20 protein-coding genes and 1 other RNA gene are annotated in these 16,936 nt (G+C 60.7%); 12 read left to right on the top strand and 9 right to left on the bottom strand.

The window, feature by feature from the left end; genetic code table 11:
• Positions 1-46: 46 nt before the first annotated feature.
• Positions 47-1,465 carry an aminotransferase gene (locus ACFJIU_RS29185; protein ID WP_379065889.1) on the bottom strand — a complete coding sequence of 473 codons (1,419 nt, stop codon included), beginning with the start codon at positions 1,463-1,465 and terminating at the stop codon, positions 47-49.
• Positions 1,466-1,762: 297 nt separating this feature from the next.
• On the opposite strand from ACFJIU_RS29185, the gene ACFJIU_RS29180 reads away from it, so the two are divergent.
• The 4 genes from ACFJIU_RS29180 to ACFJIU_RS29165 all read left to right on the top strand — a co-directional run bounded on the left by ACFJIU_RS29180 (position 1,763) and on the right by ACFJIU_RS29165 (position 5,899).
• Positions 1,763-2,683 carry an ABC transporter permease gene (locus ACFJIU_RS29180; protein WP_379065887.1) on the top strand — a complete coding sequence of 307 codons (921 nt, stop codon included), beginning with the start codon at positions 1,763-1,765 and terminating at the stop codon, positions 2,681-2,683.
• The gene (locus tag ACFJIU_RS29175) at positions 2,680-3,510 is read left to right on the top strand and encodes an ABC transporter permease (protein WP_379065885.1); all 831 of its coding nucleotides are present in this window, start codon (positions 2,680-2,682) and stop codon (positions 3,508-3,510) included. The genes ACFJIU_RS29180 and ACFJIU_RS29175 overlap by 4 nt, the downstream gene beginning before the upstream one ends.
• 37 nt (positions 3,511-3,547) lie before the next feature.
• On the top strand, positions 3,548-4,621 hold the full coding sequence (locus ACFJIU_RS29170; RefSeq protein ID WP_379065883.1) for an ABC transporter ATP-binding protein: 1,074 nt from the start codon (positions 3,548-3,550) through the stop codon (positions 4,619-4,621).
• Positions 4,622-4,960: 339 nt separating this feature from the next.
• Entirely contained in the window at positions 4,961-5,899 is a 939-nt protein-coding gene (locus ACFJIU_RS29165; RefSeq protein WP_379065881.1) for a tetratricopeptide repeat protein, read from the top strand.
• A 179-nt stretch (positions 5,900-6,078) separates the two neighbouring features.
• Here the strand turns inward: ACFJIU_RS29165 and ACFJIU_RS29160 are convergent, their stop codons facing one another.
• The gene (locus ACFJIU_RS29160) at positions 6,079-6,402 is read right to left on the bottom strand and encodes an ArsR/SmtB family transcription factor (RefSeq protein WP_379065879.1); all 324 of its coding nucleotides are present in this window, start codon (positions 6,400-6,402) and stop codon (positions 6,079-6,081) included.
• Positions 6,403-6,453: 51 nt separating this feature from the next.
• Here ACFJIU_RS29160 and ACFJIU_RS29155 point away from each other — a divergent pair, with 51 nt between their 5' ends.
• From ACFJIU_RS29155 to ACFJIU_RS29140, 4 genes are read left to right on the top strand one after another with little or no spacing between them, the layout of a single operon-like run.
• Entirely contained in the window at positions 6,454-6,936 is a 483-nt protein-coding gene (locus tag ACFJIU_RS29155; protein WP_379065877.1) for an SRPBCC domain-containing protein, read from the top strand.
• 21 nt (positions 6,937-6,957) lie between these two features.
• Positions 6,958-7,350 (top strand): VOC family protein, encoded by a 393-nt coding sequence (locus ACFJIU_RS29150; RefSeq protein WP_379065875.1) that lies wholly within the window; start codon positions 6,958-6,960, stop codon positions 7,348-7,350.
• A 44-nt stretch (positions 7,351-7,394) separates the two neighbouring features.
• Positions 7,395-7,865 (top strand): SRPBCC family protein, encoded by a 471-nt coding sequence (locus ACFJIU_RS29145; protein ID WP_379065872.1) that lies wholly within the window; start codon positions 7,395-7,397, stop codon positions 7,863-7,865.
• A gap of 8 nt (positions 7,866-7,873) precedes the next feature.
• The gene (locus tag ACFJIU_RS29140) at positions 7,874-8,233 is read left to right on the top strand and encodes a VOC family protein (RefSeq protein WP_379065870.1); all 360 of its coding nucleotides are present in this window, start codon (positions 7,874-7,876) and stop codon (positions 8,231-8,233) included.
• A gap of 38 nt (positions 8,234-8,271) precedes the next feature.
• On the opposite strand, the gene ACFJIU_RS29135 is transcribed toward ACFJIU_RS29140, so the two are convergent.
• The 4 genes from ACFJIU_RS29135 to ssrS all read right to left on the bottom strand — a co-directional run bounded on the left by ACFJIU_RS29135 (position 8,272) and on the right by ssrS (position 10,804).
• Positions 8,272-9,036, bottom strand: coding sequence for a TerC family protein (locus ACFJIU_RS29135; protein ID WP_144222769.1), 765 nt, complete (start codon positions 9,034-9,036; stop codon positions 8,272-8,274).
• 84 nt (positions 9,037-9,120) lie between these two features.
• Positions 9,121-9,945, bottom strand: coding sequence for a YmdB family metallophosphoesterase (locus tag ACFJIU_RS29130; protein WP_379065868.1), 825 nt, complete (start codon positions 9,943-9,945; stop codon positions 9,121-9,123).
• A gap of 8 nt (positions 9,946-9,953) precedes the next feature.
• Complete coding sequence (locus ACFJIU_RS29125) at positions 9,954-10,535, bottom strand: 5-formyltetrahydrofolate cyclo-ligase (protein WP_144222771.1); 582 nt, start codon at positions 10,533-10,535, stop codon at positions 9,954-9,956.
• A gap of 112 nt (positions 10,536-10,647) precedes the next feature.
• A non-coding RNA gene (gene ssrS / locus ACFJIU_RS29120) (6S RNA) lies at positions 10,648-10,804 on the bottom strand.
• Between the two features lie 136 nt (positions 10,805-10,940).
• Here ssrS and ACFJIU_RS29115 point away from each other — a divergent pair.
• On the top strand, positions 10,941-11,813 hold the full coding sequence (locus tag ACFJIU_RS29115) for an AAA family ATPase (protein ID WP_379065866.1): 873 nt from the start codon (positions 10,941-10,943) through the stop codon (positions 11,811-11,813).
• On the opposite strand, the gene ACFJIU_RS29110 is transcribed toward ACFJIU_RS29115, so the two are convergent.
• Both ACFJIU_RS29110 and ACFJIU_RS29105 read right to left on the bottom strand, forming a co-directional pair.
• On the bottom strand, positions 11,795-12,382 hold the full coding sequence (locus tag ACFJIU_RS29110; RefSeq protein ID WP_379065864.1) for a dihydrofolate reductase family protein: 588 nt from the start codon (positions 12,380-12,382) through the stop codon (positions 11,795-11,797). The genes ACFJIU_RS29115 and ACFJIU_RS29110 overlap by 19 nt on opposite strands.
• Before the next feature lie 35 nt (positions 12,383-12,417).
• The gene (locus ACFJIU_RS29105) at positions 12,418-13,299 is read right to left on the bottom strand and encodes an NmrA family NAD(P)-binding protein (protein WP_379065862.1); all 882 of its coding nucleotides are present in this window, start codon (positions 13,297-13,299) and stop codon (positions 12,418-12,420) included.
• Between the two features lie 115 nt (positions 13,300-13,414).
• Between ACFJIU_RS29105 and ACFJIU_RS29100 the strand changes: the two genes are divergently transcribed.
• Together ACFJIU_RS29100 and ACFJIU_RS29095 are read left to right on the top strand one after the other, a co-directional pair.
• On the top strand, positions 13,415-13,831 hold the full coding sequence (locus ACFJIU_RS29100) for a winged helix-turn-helix transcriptional regulator (RefSeq protein ID WP_379065860.1): 417 nt from the start codon (positions 13,415-13,417) through the stop codon (positions 13,829-13,831).
• Between the two features lie 136 nt (positions 13,832-13,967).
• The gene (locus ACFJIU_RS29095; protein ID WP_379065858.1) at positions 13,968-14,411 is read left to right on the top strand and encodes a GNAT family N-acetyltransferase; all 444 of its coding nucleotides are present in this window, start codon (positions 13,968-13,970) and stop codon (positions 14,409-14,411) included.
• A 36-nt stretch (positions 14,412-14,447) separates the two neighbouring features.
• Here the strand turns inward: ACFJIU_RS29095 and ACFJIU_RS29090 are convergent, their stop codons facing one another.
• On the bottom strand, positions 14,448-15,497 hold the full coding sequence (locus ACFJIU_RS29090; protein ID WP_379065856.1) for a GH25 family lysozyme: 1,050 nt from the start codon (positions 15,495-15,497) through the stop codon (positions 14,448-14,450).
• Between the two features lie 178 nt (positions 15,498-15,675).
• Between ACFJIU_RS29090 and ACFJIU_RS29085 the strand changes: the two genes are divergently transcribed.
• Positions 15,676-16,866: a VWA domain-containing protein gene (locus ACFJIU_RS29085; protein WP_379073264.1), complete on the top strand. Its 1,191-nt coding sequence runs from the start codon at positions 15,676-15,678 to the stop codon at positions 16,864-16,866.
• Positions 16,867-16,936: the final 70 nt, after the last annotated feature.

Genomic DNA, 16,936 nt, shown 5'->3' with positions numbered 1-16,936 from the left:
CCAGAAACACAGAGACATTTCCGCGTGTGGCGGAGACGCTCTAACCTCAGCCCTGCCACAGGCCCTCACGGCGCAGATCCTCCATCGTGCGCGAGATGCCTTCACGCAGGATCGTCACCATCATGTCGACCTGCTCGCGGGTGATGATCAGCGGCGGCGACATCACGCACATGTTGATCAGCGGCCGCACCAGAAGCCCAAGCTCGTGACAATGCGCATCGATGCGCGCGCCGACTGCCCTGTCCAGTTGCAGCGGGTTCTTGCTTTCGCGATCCGCCACGCAGTCAACGCAGGCCATCAATCCCAGCCCGCGCACCTCACCGACCAGCGGCAGATCTTCCAGCGACTTCAGCCGTGCCTGGAAATAGGGCGCAACGGCCCGAGCATGCGCCAGAACCTCGCCTTCCAGTATGTCGAGGTTCTTCAGTGCCAGCGCACAACCGATCGGATGGCTGGTATAGGTCAGCCCATGCGCGAACATCGCGTCGGGATGGTTGGAGCGACGCAGTTCTTCCAGTAACCGTTCGGAAATGACAACGCCGCCAAGCGGGAAATAGCCGGAGGTGACCCCCTTGGCGAAGGTGATCATGTCTGGGTCAAGCCCGAACGCATCGCCGGAAGCAAAGACGTGGCCGAGCCGGCCGAATGCCGTCACCACCTCGTCCGAGATGTAAAGGATATCGTTCTCGCGACAGATCTCGCGGATGCGGTTGAGATAGCCGTCGGGCGGCACGATGACGCCGCCCGAGGCCTGGACAGGTTCGCCGACAAAGGCACCGATCCTGTCGGCGCCGATCGCCTCGATCCTGCCGCGGAACTCCTCGACCAGCATGTCGGCAAAGGCATCGACTTCCATCCCCTTCGGCCGGCGGAACGGATCGGGTGATGACAGCTTCACCACCAGCTCGTCGGCGCCGTCCATCCAGTCGCGGTCGCGCGGGCGGCCGTTCAGCGAAGCCGCCAGATAGGTCGAGCCGTGATAGGCGCCACCGCGCGACAGGATCAGTTTCTTTTCCGGCCGACCGCGCACATTGTTGTAGAACTGCATGAAACGCAGCGCGGTCTCGACCGCTGACGACCCGCCGGTGGTGAAGAAGACGTGACTGAGATCGCCTGGTGCAGCGGCGGCGATACGCCGTGCCAGCTCCGCCGAAGGTGCGTTCATCGTGTACCAGGGTGTGTTGTAGGAAAGCTGCATCGCCTGGTCGTAGAGCACGCGCGCCAGTTCCTCGCGACGGTGACCGACATTGGTGCACCACATGCCGGCCGGACCGTCGATCAACTTTTTGCCCTCGGCGTCGGTGACGTAGATGCCGTCACCATCGCCGATCAGCGTCCGCGCCTCTGCACCGACGGTGGCAGCCACCGGCCAAGGCTGGACGAGGTGACGCCGCGCGGTCTCGACAGCGTTTTCCGGAACTCCTGCATTCGGCTCACCGCTTCTTGTCTCGCGCACCGCAGCCATCACCACCTCGCTTCCAATACAATTTTTCGAAACCACTCAAACCGTTGGGAACGTCGGGTTTCACCAACTTATTTTGAATGGCTGTTCAATCAACATCGCAGAAATATCACTTGATTTCAACCGGCGGATGCGCTCATGATGAGGAAAGCCGGCAAGAGGATCGCCGCCCAAAGCTGCGTATCGACGCGCAAGCACAAGGTGGTCGAATCTCGACAAAAAAATGCGGGAACGACCGGCGGGAGGCAGCATGGCGGGACGATCCAGGCCGGCGACCACATACGCAACCGGAGCGCTGCAATGACGGCAGCCGCGGAAGGGTCGCCGCCACTTGCTGCGGACATCATCAGGCGAAGGCCACCCTTTCTGCAGTCCGAAACCTTCCAGGGCCTTGCCCTGATCAGTCCGACGCTTCTCTACGCTCTTATCCTGCTGCTGCTGCCGATCCTGGTGGTGTTCGCCCATTCGTTCTGGACGCAGAATTACCTCACCATCGACCACACCTTCACGCTGCAGAACTATCGCACCGCGCTGACCGAACCGATCTATCTCGATCTGTTGTGGCGCTCGCTTTTCGTGTCGCTTCTGGTGTCGCTGTTCACCGTGGTGCTGGCCTATCCGATCGCCTACTTCATTTCCTTCCACGGCGGCCGTCACAAGAGCCTGTGGCTCTTTCTCATCACCATCCCGTTCTGGACGAGCTATCTGCTGCGCGTGATGTCGTGGAAAGTCATCCTTGGCTACAACGGCGTGCTGAATTCCGGCCTGATGGGGCTCGGCCTGATCAGCGAGCCGTCCACCGCCCTGCTCTACAACACCAGCGCGGTCATCATCACGCTCACCCATGCATGGGCGGCCTTCGCCATCCTGCCGATCTACGTTTCGCTCGAAAAAGTCGACCGTACACTGATCGAAGCGGCCAAGGATCTTGGCGATGGGCCGCTTCGATCCTTCCTGCGCGTGACGCTGCCGCTGTCGGCACCAGGCGTGATCTCGGCGCTGCTCATCGTGATGATCCCGACGGTCGGTGACTACGTCACGCCGAAGCTGGTCGGCGGCAAGGACGGCGTCATGATCGCCAACGCCATCCAGGCACAGTTCGGCAAGGCGGCGAACTGGCCCTTGGGGGCAGCGCTTTCCGTGACGACCATGGTCGTGGTCAGCCTGATGGCGGGCGCCACCGTGTTCCTGCTTCGCGCGGCAATGAGGCTCTCGCGATGACCGCCCTCAAGCGTTTCCTGCCCGGCGGCAATTCCTGGCTGGCGGCCTACGCCTTCCTCTATATCGGCTTCCTCTATCTGCCGGTGCTGTTCCTGCCGATCTTCTCCATCAACACCTCGGCTTCGCCGAAATTCCCGCTCGCCGGCTATACGCTGCAATGGTACCGCGACCTGCCAAAGACACCGGCGCTGATCGACGCTGCCTGGAATAGCCTGATCGTCGGTGTTTCAGCTGCCGTGCTCTCCACGACCCTCGGCATCCTCGCCGCGCGCGCCATCACGCGCTACCGCTTTCCCGGGCGACGCCCGATCCACGGACTGATCATGGCGCCGCTGGTGCTGCCGGAAGTCATCGTTGCCATCTCGATGCTCCTGGTCATGCTGCAGCTGGGCCTCAGCCTCTCGCTCTTCACCGTCGTTCTCGGCCATGTGCTGATCTGCATACCCTATTCAATGTCGGTTCTCACCTCGGGCTTCGAAGGTTTCGACCGCAGCCTGGAGGAGGCATCGGCCGATCTTGGCGAGAGTGCCTTCGGCACATTCCGGCGGGTGACCCTGCCGATGGTCACGCCCGCCATCATCTCGAGCCTGCTCGTTTCCTTCACCATCTCGCTCGACGATTTCATCATCGCCTTTTTCCTCACCGGAACCGATGCGACGCTGCCGATCTATATCTGGGGTCAGCTGCGTTTCGCCGCCAAGCTGCCGGGTGTACTGGCGCTCGGCACGCTGCTGCTCATCGGCTCCTTCGTGCTGCTCTCCATCGCCGAAATCCTGCGCCGCCGCGCCGCGCGTCGCACCCAGTCAGAGGGTCTTCTGCATGCTTGACCGGCCAATGCCCGACCGCCCGACATCGGATCGTCCGATGATCGAAATCAAGGGCGTCACCCGCAGCTATGGCGCCTTCAAGGCACTGGACGACTGCAGCCTGACCATTCGCGAGGGAGAATTCTTCTCCCTGCTCGGCCCCTCCGGCTGCGGCAAGACCACATTGCTCAGGATGATCGCCGGCTTCGACAACCCGACCAGCGGCACCATTGCCGTCGACGGGCAGGAAATGGTCGGCGTGCCGGCCAACCGGCGCCCCACCAACATGGTGTTCCAGAGCTATGCCATCTTCCCGCACCTCAACGTCGAACAGAATGTCGCCTATGGATTGAAGCGGCTGAAACTCGCCCCGGCCGAGGAAAAGCGCCGTGTCGACGACGTACTCGCCATGGTTTCGCTGAACGGCCTTGGCAAGCGCGGCGCCCATGAACTCTCCGGCGGCCAACGCCAGCGCGTGGCACTAGCCCGCGCGCTGGTGATGCGGCCCAAGGTGTTGCTGCTCGACGAGCCTCTGTCAGCGCTGGACAAGAAACTGCGCGAGCAGATGCAGGTGGAACTGCGCCGCCTGCAACAGGCAGTCGGCATCACCTTCATCCTCGTCACCCACGATCAGTATGAAGCCCTGGCCATGTCCGACCGCATCGCCGTGATGTTCGGCGGCCGCATCGCGCAGATCGCTTCGCCGAAAGAGATTTACCAGCGGCCGGTGAACCGACAGGTTGCCGATTTCCTTGGCGGCATGAATTTCGTGAAGGCCGAGATCGTCGAGGAGAACGGCTCGTCCATCACCGTCGACACTCTGGGTTTCGGCCGCGTCACCACCGAAAAGCCTAAGGCATTGATGCGTAACGGTGCCGGCACCACACTTGGCATCAGACCGGAGCGGCTGCGCGTGCTGTGGGACAGCGCAACGGCCAAGTACGAGGTGTCCGGCACTGTGGTGGAGCGACACTATTTCGGTGAGATCACGCATCTCATCGTCGATATCCCGGGCCTGGAAAAGCCGCTGTCGGTCACCGAGACAAACGATTTCGGCGCCGACGACATTCCTGTCGGCGCCCCAATCCGCCTCGGCTATGACCGCGACGCACTGGTGGCGATGGCAGAATAGGGTCGAAACAACAGCCGTTCAAAATCACACACCAGGCAAACAGAAAGCGAACGACAAGCTGAGCGCACGAGGCGGTCAGGAAGGCACAAGAGCCTGAAGCCCTCCGGCATCTGTTGCGACGGGCCTGAGTGTTTCGGCTATCACCGAGAAATTTGGGACCAATCAGCAGACCGTCATGCATGTTAACGATCAGAACGCTTCCGCTTTTCACGGAAACGCTCCAACTCTTTGTTTTTGTGCAATTCCGGACGGCGAACCGTTACACAATTTGCCTGGAATTGCTCTAAGAATCATCATCCGTTCGACACTGGTGTAGAATCTCGAAACTTGGAGGCGAGCATGAATTCGGGTCTTCTACATTACCTCAAACGCCTGTTTTCATCAGAAATCACGGCTGAGACAGCCCTCCCCCCGCAGGCCGCAGGACTACGCTTGCCGGCAGGTGTCGAGCATCTGCAAATTAACAAGACTGACGTACTCAGCAGCTACCTGCCGCTGGGTTTCGTAACCTTTGAGGCCCATCAACTCGGCAACGGCGATTATTTTGGTTTTTACTGGCCGGTGGGCCGGGAGAACAGCGAGCCGCTAATTGCTGAAACACAGCATGACGGTGGGAGACTGGAGCCAGGTTTCAGTGGTTTAAAGGCGTTTCTGGGAAAGACCGAAGGTATCGATAGTCACGACTGGATAGAATTGCCCACCTTTGAAGAAGATCCGGATTCGGCCAGGAATTGTTATGGCAAGGCGCGTGAGCTGATTGCCGAAAAGGCGTTTGACCCGGCCGTCGCGCAACTTGAAAAGGCCGTGGCTGCCCTGCCGGAATACACGGAGGCGCTGGCCGCACTGGCCGGGCAATATTTGCGAATGCAGCGCACCGACGAGGCGTGCCGATTGGCCGTTCAGATGATCATTTCTCCACCAAGCTTCGGTTTTGGTGGGCCGGTCGACAATATCGCCCGCTGGTTCTCTCGACTTGATACCGGACCGGCGGATCTCACCGAAGATCCCATCTGGAAGGGACGTGCAAAACTCGCCTCGATTCCGACGGGAGGAACAAAAGACAGTCAGGCTTATCCCGTGTTGCGCGAAGCTATGGATGTCTATGCTGAACAGGGCGAGTTCGTGAAGGCTCTGACACTGATGCAGACCTATTCGGACTTCATGAACAGCGAGACCAGGTCGTTTCAGGAACGGCAAGGTTATGATTTCGCTACACACAGGTTGAGGCAACGAGACCTGAGCCAAAAGTTACCGAACGGGCCGCGCTATCTGATCTGACACACAACTTCCTATGGAAGGCAGACATTTATCCGGGTTCGCAATGAAGGTTGCTCCGCTTGACCTTAAAGCAAGGTCCCAGAAAAGTTCGTAGCGGTTTTCTGTCCGCAATTGCGCGCACAGAAAGAGTTAGAGTGTACGATTTGGCGCTAATCTTGTTCGACCCCGAATAGGAAGCGTCATCCTTCCAGATCCGCTTTCAGGCGATCGAGGATCGAAACGGCATGGGTCGCGTATTCGCTGATCCAACGGTCGTGGATGCGTTTGATCGGCAGCGCGTCGAGATGGTTCCAGCGCTCACGGCCTTCGCGGCGGGCGACCACCAGTCCGGCATCCTCCAGCACCTTGAGATGCATCATCACCGTGCAACGGTCCATGTCTGCGAACATCTCGCACAAAGTGCCTGTCGTCTTCGGCCCATCCTTGAGTTCATCAAGCAGAAGGCGCCGGCGCGGATGTGCCAAGGCCTTGAAAACATGATCGTCTTTTGCTTCGCTTGACATGTTATGTTTTTATAACATGATAGGGGAGATTTCAAGCAGGAGGCTGTGGACATGTCCATCGCAATCAGGGTTTCGGGACGTATCGGCAAGCCTGTCGCCGAAGTGTTCGACGCCGTCGTCAATCCAACCAAGCTCAGCGGTTATTTCACCACCATCCGCGGTGCCTCCGCGCCACTGGTCGCCGGCACAACTGTGACCTGGTGGGGCGAAATTCCGGTCGAAGTCGACGAAGTCGTGCCCGAGCGCCGCATCGTCCTGCGCTGGGACGGCAGCGGGCCGGACGACAAGCCGTCCTACAAGACCCGCATCGAAATGAATTTCGAACAGCTCGAGGATGGTGGCACCTTCGTGACCATTGCCGAGGAAGGCTGGCGTGAGGATGAGCCCGGCCGCAAGCGCTCCTACCTGAACTGCGAGGGCTGGTCGCAGATGCTCGCCTGCATGAAGGCCTATGTCGAATACGGCATCAATCTGCGCGACGGCTACTACCGTTCGGAGATGAAGGGCGAACCGGCCCGCGAGGACAACATCTGACCCCATCGAGAGGAGAGTATCATGGTGACGGCAGCACCATTCCTGATGTTCGAGGGCAAGGCCGAGGAGGCACTGAACCTCTACTGCGCGATCGTACCGGCGAGCCGCATCCTCGCTATTGATCGCTATGATGTAGGCGAAGCAGGTCCCAAGGGTTCGGTCCGGCTGGCTCGCGCCGAAATCGCCGGCCTCGAGGTTCTGGCCAGCGATAGTCATGTCCACCACGCATTCACTTTCACGCCGTCGATCTCGCTGTTCGTCACCTGTACCTCCGAAGACGAGCAGTCCCGGATCGTGCAGAACCTTGGCGAGGGTGGCGGGATGCTGATGCCACTCGACAACTATGGCTTCAGCCGGCGCTTCGCCTGGCTGAATGACCGCTTCGGTGTTTCCTGGCAGATCAATCTGCCCTGACAGCCATAGCCTCGCCAACCTGAAGACACGAAGGGAAGAAAGCGATGGAACTGCACAAGGCCCCCGCCGCGGAAGTCGGCATGCTGATCCGTAGGCCGGTGACTGAGGTCTATGAAGCCTTCATCGACCCGGCCATCACGTCGAAATTCTGGTTCACGCACGGCAGCGCTCGTCTCGATTCCGGCCGGCAGATCGAATGGGAATGGCGCATGTATGACTTCAAGTCCCCTGTCGCCGTCAGGGAACTGCTGAAAGACGAGAAGATTCTTATCGGCTGGGGCGAGCCCGCGACCACCGTTGAATGGACCTTCAAACCGATGCTCGATGGCACCGCCACCTTTGTTGCCATCCGCAATTTCGACTTCCAGGGTGACGCGGGCCAGCAGGTCAAGGCGGCTGTGGATTCGACGGATGGCTTCGCGCTCGTCCTCGCGGGCGCCAAGGCCTGGCTGGAACAGGGCATCACACTTGGATTGATCGCTGACCGGCATCCTGCCGGCGTGCCATCGGCATAGGCAGGATCATGCAAACGACATTTCGCGGAATTTTCCTGACCGCGGCGAACCCGGCCGAAACCGCGGAATTCTACAGCCGTGTCGCAGGCCTGCCGCTCGAACAGGTCGGCATGCCGGGCAGCTATGCCTACTGGCGCATCGACCGCGACGGAATTCAGCTGGCGATCCACGAGGCAGCAGCTTTCGCTGCCTACACCCATCCGCCTCTGGCCGGTTCGAACCTGACCCATCTCTATTTCAAGATCGATGACCGGGAAGGCTTTCTTGCCCGATTGGAGGCGCTCGCCATCGAACCCTTCGCCCTCGACGACGTCGTCGTCACCGTCGAAGACCCCGATGGCCGCAAGGTGATGTTCGGCACCGCTTGAAGACTTGCCCGCCTCCGTTGAGACGGGCAAAGACAGCCTCAGTGTCCTGCGCTCTTCTTCGCCTTCCTGCGTCGTGCCAGCATGTTGAGCGCCTCGACCAGTGCCGAGAAGCCCATGGCGGCGTAGATGTAGCCCTTCGGCACATGATAGCCCATGCCGTCGGCAATCAGCGTCATGCCGATCATCAAAAGGAAGCCGAGCGCCAGCATCACGATGGTCGGGTTCTTGGCGATGAAGTTCGCAAGCGGAGCAGCCGCCAGCAGCATGACCACCACGGTGACGATGACCGCGATGTACATGATGGCGATCTCGTCGGTCATGCCGACAGCGGTGATGATGGAATCGACCGAGAACACCAGATCGAGCAGCAGGATCTGCACGATCGCGCCACCCAGGCTGATCTGCAGCGTCTCGCCGATCATCGAATCCTGATGATCCTGCGGGTCGACCGTGTGATGGATCTCCTTCGTCGCCTTCCAGACGAGGAACAGGCCACCGGCGATCAGGATCAGGTCGCGCCAGGAGAAGTCATGGCCGAAGGCGCTGAACACCGGCGCCGTCAGCCCGACGATGATCGAGATCGTGGCCAATAGCAGGAGCCGCATGATGAGCGCGGCGCCAATGCCCAGCCGGCGTGCCCGGGCGCGCTGGGCCTCCGGCAGCTTGTTGGTCAGGATCGAGATGAAGATCAGGTTGTCGATGCCGAGAACGATCTCGAGCGCGATCAGGGTCAGCAGCGCGACCCAGGCGGTCGGGTCGTTGACGAAAGTGAAGTACGGCGCAAGAAACTCGATGATCTGCATGGAGGTCGTCTTCCCCTTGAACGATCTGAAGCAGGCAAATTAGGTTTCGGCGGCAGTTAGGTACGACGGCTCCCGTCTTCAATGTCACAACCAGAAGGATGGGACCGTTTCTTCCAGTCTTGGTCCGCGGCGAAACGGCGCAACGCGCTCCGCCAGACCAGTACGGTCAGAGATATCAACGCCAACGCCACAGATTGTAGCAGGCCCATTCGCCGCTTCGAAGCGGCCCTTCGGCACCTTCGAGAGGAACCGGTTGAGCGGCTCTTCCTTGTCCATGCCGAGCGAGGAATCGTAGTCGCCGCACATGCCGGCATCGGTCAGATAGGCGGTTCCGCCATTGAGGATCTGATGGTCGGCGGTCGGCTGATGGGTGTGCGTGCCGACCACGAGCGAGGCACGGCCGTCGATAAAATGCGCGAAGCACATCTTTTCGCTCGTCGCCTCGGCATGGAAATCGATCACGACGGCATCGGCCTGCTCACCGAGCGGACAAGCGGCAAGCTCACGTTCGCCCGCCTGGAACGGGTCATCGAGCTCGGGATGCATGAACACCCGCCCCATGATGTTCGCAACCAGCACGCGCGCGCCGTTGCGCGCGATATAAACACCCGAGCCGCGCCCAGGCGTACCCTTGGGGAAGTTGGCTGGCCTCAGGAATCGTTCCTCGCGCGGTGCGAAGTTCAGCGCGTCACGCTGGTCCCAGACATGGTTTCCGGTCGTCACCACATCGGCACCGGCGGCGATCGTCTCGTGGAAGATCTCCTCGGTGATGCCGAAGCCGCCGGCAGCGTTCTCGCCGTTGACGATGACGAAATCCAGTTTGAAGTCGGAGATCAGGCCGGGCAGTTGTTCCCACACTGCCGTGCGGCCCGTCTTGCCCACCATGTCGCCCAGAAAAAGCAGTCTCATGCAGTCATCTATAACTGCTGGGAAAACCGCCGCAACCCGCTCTCTGTCAGGATTTCGGGGATGACCACGTCATGCGGCTCGTCCGGAACCTCCGCCACCTCCTGGCAATCGAAGGCGATGCCGATCAGGCGTGGTTGGTTGCCGGCATCCTGCAGCCTGGCGATCGCCCGGTCATAATAGCCGGCGCCATAACCGATGCGGTGACCGCGGGCGTCGAATGCGGCGAGCGGGATCAGCATGATATCCGGATCCAGCACCTCGGCCTCGTCGCCGGGGCCATGCGTGCCGAACCCCATTTCGACCAGCGGCGCGCCACGCACCAGTTCGCGAAAGGCGATCGTGGTCTTGTCGAGAATCGCTGGCAGGCACAGCCGTGCTCCATGTTCGCGCAGCGCGAACATCATCGGCCGCACGTCGACTTCCGAACGCATCGGCCAGAAGCCGGAAACGATCGCTCCGTGTTCGAAGGAAATGCTGTCGCGCGCGGTCTCCGCCATCTCCAGCGACGCCTCGATGCGCCAGAACGGGTCGAGCGCGTCGCGGCGCGCCAGAGCCTCCTTGCGCAGTTGTTTCTTGCGTTCCTTGTGCATGATGGGGAAGGCACTCCTGTCGGCTCGCAGCGCCTATGCCATGGCACGGCAACGCGCACTGTCGCAACGGCGACCTTAAGCCAACACAGCCCGAGACAAAAAAGGGGGGAAGTGACGATCCACGCAACCGGTGGAGAAGTTGATCCCGGGAACCTACAAAGTAGGTGGGCGCCATATGTCCGAACCCACGGGTCCGGTCAGGGACAGCTCCCTTCGAGATCAATAAGGCCCCGGGGAAATGTCTCTCCTGCCGCGAGACGCAGACCGTCGCCGGCAAATATAGAGCGCCGCCGACCAGCTTGCCAGTGGGCATCTTTGTCTTACCCGTCTTTTAGCCAAACCACCCGTGGCTTGCCCCTTCCGCCGCCCGCCTCTAGATTCGCAGTGACGGAACTGGAGTTTTCGATGCGGTTTGAAGGAACATCGGCCTATGTCGCCGACAAGGATCTGATGGTGGCGGTGAATGCGGCGATCGCGCTGGAGCGGCCGCTTCTGGTCAAGGGCGAACCGGGCACCGGCAAGACCGAACTTGCCCGTCAGGTGGCAGCCGGCCTTGGCCTCGATCTGATCGAATGGAACGTGAAATCCACCACCAAGGCGCAGCAGGGCCTCTATGAATACGATGCCGTCTCGCGCCTGCGCGACAGCCAGCTTGGCGACGCGCGTTTCAACGACATCCACAATTACATCAAGCGCGGCAAGCTTTGGGATGCCTTCGCCGCCGGCAGAAAGATCGTGCTTCTGATCGACGAGATCGACAAGGCCGATATCGAGTTCCCCAACGACCTGCTGCAGGAACTCGATCGCATGGAGTTTTTCGTCTACGAAACGGGCGAGACCATCCGCGCCAGCGTGCGCCCGATCGTCATCATCACCTCCAACAACGAGAAGGAACTGCCGGACGCCTTCCTGCGTCGTTGTTTCTTCCACTACATCCGCTTCCCCGACGTCGACACTCTGCATCGCATCGTCGATGTGCACTATCCGGGCATCAAGCAGAGCCTTGTGCGTGCGGCACTGACCCAGTTCTACGAAATCCGTGACGTGGCGGGCCTGAAAAAGAAGCCGTCGACCTCCGAAGCGCTCGACTGGATCCGTCTGCTGGTTGCCGACGACATCTCGCCGGAGGATCTGCGCGCCGACCCGAAAAACGCCTTGCCCAAACTGCATGGCGCACTGCTCAAGAACGAACAGGATGTGCATCTGTTCGAACGTCTGGCGTTCATGGCCAGACGCCAGGGGGTAAGAGAAAGCCTTGTTCAGCGCGCGGGCGCGTAGCGGCTGACCACGATGCCGCAATCATAAGCCTTGGCGCCGAGCAGCTTCAGGTTCTGGAAGCCGGCCTCGGAAAAGATCCGCGTTCCGCGGCCAAGTGCAGCCGGATTGATATAGAGCTGGATTTCGTCGACCAGACCGGCCGCTATCAGCGCCGAAGCGAAACCGGCACCACCGAATACGCCGATATTGCTGCCTTCTTCCGCCTTTAACAGGCCAAGTTCCCTGGCGAGGTCGCCCGAGCGCACTTCCGTACGCTCCCAGCGTGACGTGTCGAGCCGATCGCTGGGCACCACCTTGCGCACCTCGACGATGCGCTGCGCAAAGGCGTAGAAAGGATCTTGCGGATAACGCCTGGCCGCGTTGCCCCAATGGGTGAGATATCCCTCCTCGGCCATCTTGCTGCTCAGGAGAATGGTGTCGATCGATTGGAAATGGCTGTTGAAGTCGCGCTTCAACGCTTCGTCCCAACGATTGTCGTCGGCCCAATTCCAGACCTGCCAGTCCTTGTCCTCTTCGGCACCGACAAAACCGTCCACCGACATCTGCATTTGAAGGATGAGCTTTTTCATTGCGGAAACTCCTCGAACTGGGGTTGAAGATTTGATCAGGCCACGGCACCGGAAACGGCCAGCGTCTCTGCCGCCCAGCGCTCCAACGTCGTCGGCGTCGTGTTGCGGGCATTTGGTGTCTCGAGCGTCCAGCGCTCGCCTTTGTTGAAGCTGGTCGCAGTCTCGATCAGCGCTTCGATGAAACTGGCCGATATGCCGACCTGCAACATTCCTGCGCGTGCATCGTCATAGGATACGGTCTGGTAGGCCACATCGCGGCCGATCGCCCTGCCGAGGATCGCTGTCGCCTCCGCCAGTGTGTAATAACCGCCGCCGTGCAGTTCGATGACCCGATCGCCTGGCCAGTCGTCTGCGGCCAGGAGCTCCGCGGCACGCACACCAATGTCGCCGGCGGCGATCAGCGGCATCGGCAGGTCGCCGCGGAACGGTGTCGCGAAGACGCCGGTTTCGGCCTGCTGAAGGAAACCCATGCCCTTGACGAAGTTCTCGTTGAAGAAACCCGCACGCAGATGCACCAGCTCTGGCAGGCCCAGCGTCTCAAGCCGATCCTCCATCTCGGCCGCACCCAGAGATGTGCCCATCTTGAGATGCGCGTTGAGACCGCTCAACAACACGACACGGCTGACTCCGGAACCGGAAATTGCGTCTGCCAGCCGCGACCCGACTTCACGCTCGAACCCATGCAGATCCGCAACCTGTACATCGAACGGAATCATCACATAGGCGGCATCCGCGCCGGCGAAGGCGCGGTTCAGACCTTCCTGGTCCGACAGTGAAATGCCGAGGCTGCGCGCCACGCCTCTGACGTCGTGTCCTTGCTGACGCAGCCTTGTCGATGCCGCGGCACCAACCTCGCTGGTCGCGCCAACCACCACGATGGTGCGTTTGCCGGCATTCCGGTGATCGAAACGGGTCATGGTCTCTTCCTCCTGGATTGAACGCCGGATCGACGCTCGAACGGTTTACAATTGGAATTGTTGAATCGACCCAAAACGATGTCAATAGTAAATCACTTTAAAAATGGAAGCGGAAATGTCCGGCAAGGAAAAATCGGATTGCCCCATCAACCTGTCCCTGGAGGTGATCGGTGACCGATGGACGCTGCTGATCATCCGCGACATGATGTTCGCCGGCAAAAGACACTTCAGGGAGTTCCTGCAGTCGGAAGAAGGAATCTCGTCACGCACGCTGGCGGATCGCCTGCAGGCCTTGCAGGACGAAGGCATTGTGACCCGCCATGACGATCCAACCCACAAGCTGAAGGCTGTCTATCGTCTGACCGCGGCCGGCATCGATCTATTGCCGGTTCTGGTAAATCTGGGAGTCTGGGGCAATCGTTACCGTCCGGCGGACCCCGAGTTGGGTGCGATCGCGGAAGGGCTCTCCGCCGGTGGCGCCGTCGAACAGATGAAACGGCGGCTGGCAGCCGAGCATCTCGACCAGGCGTGAAGCCAATCCGCCGTCACCGGCGAACTCCAGCGCCACCGGGGACCGTTGCGGCTCTGACAATGGAAAGGCTCGGCTGTGCCATCGCATTGGCACAACCCCGTAGGTACAACGGCCCACATTGAAGGGGAGCCGAACCATGACCGTTACCGTCCGCCCGCTTGAACAGTCCGATCACGCCGAATGGCACCGGCTATGGACAGCCTATCTCAAATTCTACAACACCGTTCTGCCGGAAGAGACCTATCAGCTCACCTGGAAACGATTGTTCACACCTGGCGAATATGAACCGCGTGGCTTCATCGCCCTCGTCGACGGTGAGCCCGTTGGCCTCACCCACTACATGTACCACCGCTCCTGCTGGGCCGTGGCGAACAACTGCTACCTGCAGGATCTGTTCGCGGATCCCGAAATCCGTGGCAAAGGCGTCGGCACCGCCTTGATCGACGCTGTCAGGCAGACCGCCAAGGCAGCCGGCGTCGTCAATGTCTACTGGATGACGCACGAGACCAATGCCACCGCGCGCAAACTCTACGACCGCGTGGCGCGCCGTACCGGCTTTATCGAATACGACCTGATGTGAGTTGCGCGGGCGGGACTGTTCGATCCCGCCCTTTCGTCAGCTGGATTTGTCGGCGACCCAATCGTGCCAGTCGTCCTCCGAGCCGTGGAAGGCATTGAGGTCGATCTTGCCGGCGACGCCATGCGACAGGCCGGAACCCGAATATTGCCAGAACACCCACTTGCGGCCGGGATAGACCTTGGAAGGGTGCTGGGCGACGGCGCGCAGCCAGAACGGATAATTCTGGAACTCACCCCTCAGGTTGTCGCGGTAGAAGTCGGGCGCCGTGTAGATGATCGGACGCTGGCCGTAGTGCCTTTCCAGCTTGTCCATGAACACCTGCATCTTCTCCAGCACTTTCTCGCGCGAAAGACGCCGCTTGCAGCTGGATTCACCATTGTATTCGACATCGATGACCGGCGGCAAAGCACCCGGCACTTTCGGCACGTTGCGAATGAACCAGTCGGCCTGTTCACTGGCAACGCGGCACCAGTAGAAGAAATGATAGGCGCCTCGGCGCAGCCCGGCCTCGTTTGCCTCGCGCCAGTTCTTCTTGAACATCGGATCGAGATGGTCGCCGCCGTCGGTCGCCTTGATGTAGGCGAAGTTGGCGCCCTGGCTGCGCAGCTTCGCCCAGTCGATGTCGCCCTGCCAGCGCGAGACGTCGACGCCGTGCACGGCAAGCTGCCTCGGTGAGGTGGTGCGGCCAAAATTGATCGGCTTGGCATCGCGGAAGCGGCGCGCATAGACGTCGCCGCGAACGATCGCCGCCTTGCGGATCACCGGCTTTTCCGCTGGCGTCAGGATTGCCGGCTTCATCGCGGGCAACGGCATGGCCGGCATGCCGGGTTCCGAACCGGCGAAGGATTCCACCTCTGGAATGGGCGCCTCCGGAATGGGCGCCGCCATCGCCACTTGCGGTGCGGGCGCTTCACGCAATTCGGACCTGATGCTGGCGCTCGGCACCGGGCTGTTCGGCCGGGTGATCGAGCTCGTCGTCTCGGAGGACGGCCCCGGCGACAGGACTTCGTCCATGCCGGAGCTGGAAGCGCAGCTGGCGAGCGCCGCGCAGGCAAGCAGAATTGCCGACACCGTGGTGAAACGCATGAGAACCCGTACGCAAGAACAAGAACCGGAGACGGGTGCCGATACAAAACTCCCGCCAAGGGAATTGCTAACGGGAAATTACCAAAAAAGGCTGAATCTTATTTTTACCATGAGTGTGGCAGCCGTGCGGGTTTGGGCCGCCCTTGCCTCCACGCCCGTGCCGACGCACATTGGCGCGATGTTCATCCCGTTCTTCCTCGAATTGAAGGCCGCGAAAGTTCCCGTCTCGCTGCGGGAATACCTCACCTTGCTGGAAAGCCTCGAGGCGGATCTCGTCAGCTATGACGTCGAGGGATTCTACTATCTTGCCCGCGCCACCCTGGTGAAGGACGAGCGCCACATCGACCGTTTCGATCAGGTCTTCTCGCACTATTTCAAGGGCGTGGAGGCTGTCTCGGGCGAAGGCGGCGTCGATGCCGCGGCCTTGCCGGAGGAATGGCTGCGCCGGCTGGCGGAAAAGACGCTGACCGAAGAAGAAAAGAAGCTTGTCGAAGCGCTGGGCGGCTTCGACAAGCTGATGGAGACGCTGAGACAGCGGCTGGAGGAGCAGAAGGGGCGCCACCAGGGTGGCTCGAAATGGATCGGCACAGCCGGCACCTCGCCTTTCGGCGCCTATGGCTACAATCCCGAGGGCGTGCGCATCGGCCAGGCGGAAAGCCGCAACCGACGTGCCGTGAAGGTGTGGGACAAGCGCGAATTCAGGAATTTCGACGATAGTGTCGAGCTTGGCACCCGCAACATCAAGGTGGCGCTGAAACGGCTGCGTCGCTGGGTGCGCGAGGGCGCTGAAGAAGAACTCGATCTGCCGGGCACCATCCATGCCACAGCCGAGCACGGCTATCTCGATGTCCAGACCCGGCCGGAACGGCGCAATGCGGTCAAATTACTGATGTTTTTCGACGTCGGCGGCTCGATGGACGACCACATCAAGGTGGTGGAAGAGCTGTTCTCAGCGGCGCGCGCAGAGTTCCGGCAGCTTGAATATTTCTACTTCCACAACTGCCTCTACGAGGACGTCTGGAAGGATAACCGCCGTCGCTACACCGAGAAGATCCCGACTTTCGACGTGCTTCACAAATATGGTCACGACTACAAGGTCATCTTCGTCGGCGACGCCTCGATGAGTCCGTATGAAATCGTCTCGCCGGGCGGCGCGGTCGAGCACTGGAACAAGGAAGCCGGCATTGCCTGGCTGCAACGCGTGCTCGACCAGTGGCCGAACGCGGTCTGGCTGAATCCGACGCGCGAGCAGCATTGGGGTTACACGCATTCCATAAGCATGATCCACGACATCTTCGGCGGTCGCATGTACCCGCTGACATTGACCGGCCTGGAAACCGCGACAAGACAACTGTCGCGAAAACACTGACTGCTCCTCGCTCCGGCAAACAAAAAACCCGGCCGAAGGCCGGGTTTTCGCAAACTCAGGGAAGGAAGCG

Source organism: Mesorhizobium sp. UC74_2 (genome assembly GCF_042701485.1).
In the GTDB taxonomy this organism is placed as follows: domain Bacteria; phylum Pseudomonadota; class Alphaproteobacteria; order Rhizobiales; family Rhizobiaceae; genus Mesorhizobium.
The sequence above is the reverse complement of the archived record's forward strand: the minus strand, read 5'-3'. Positions and strand labels throughout refer to the sequence as shown.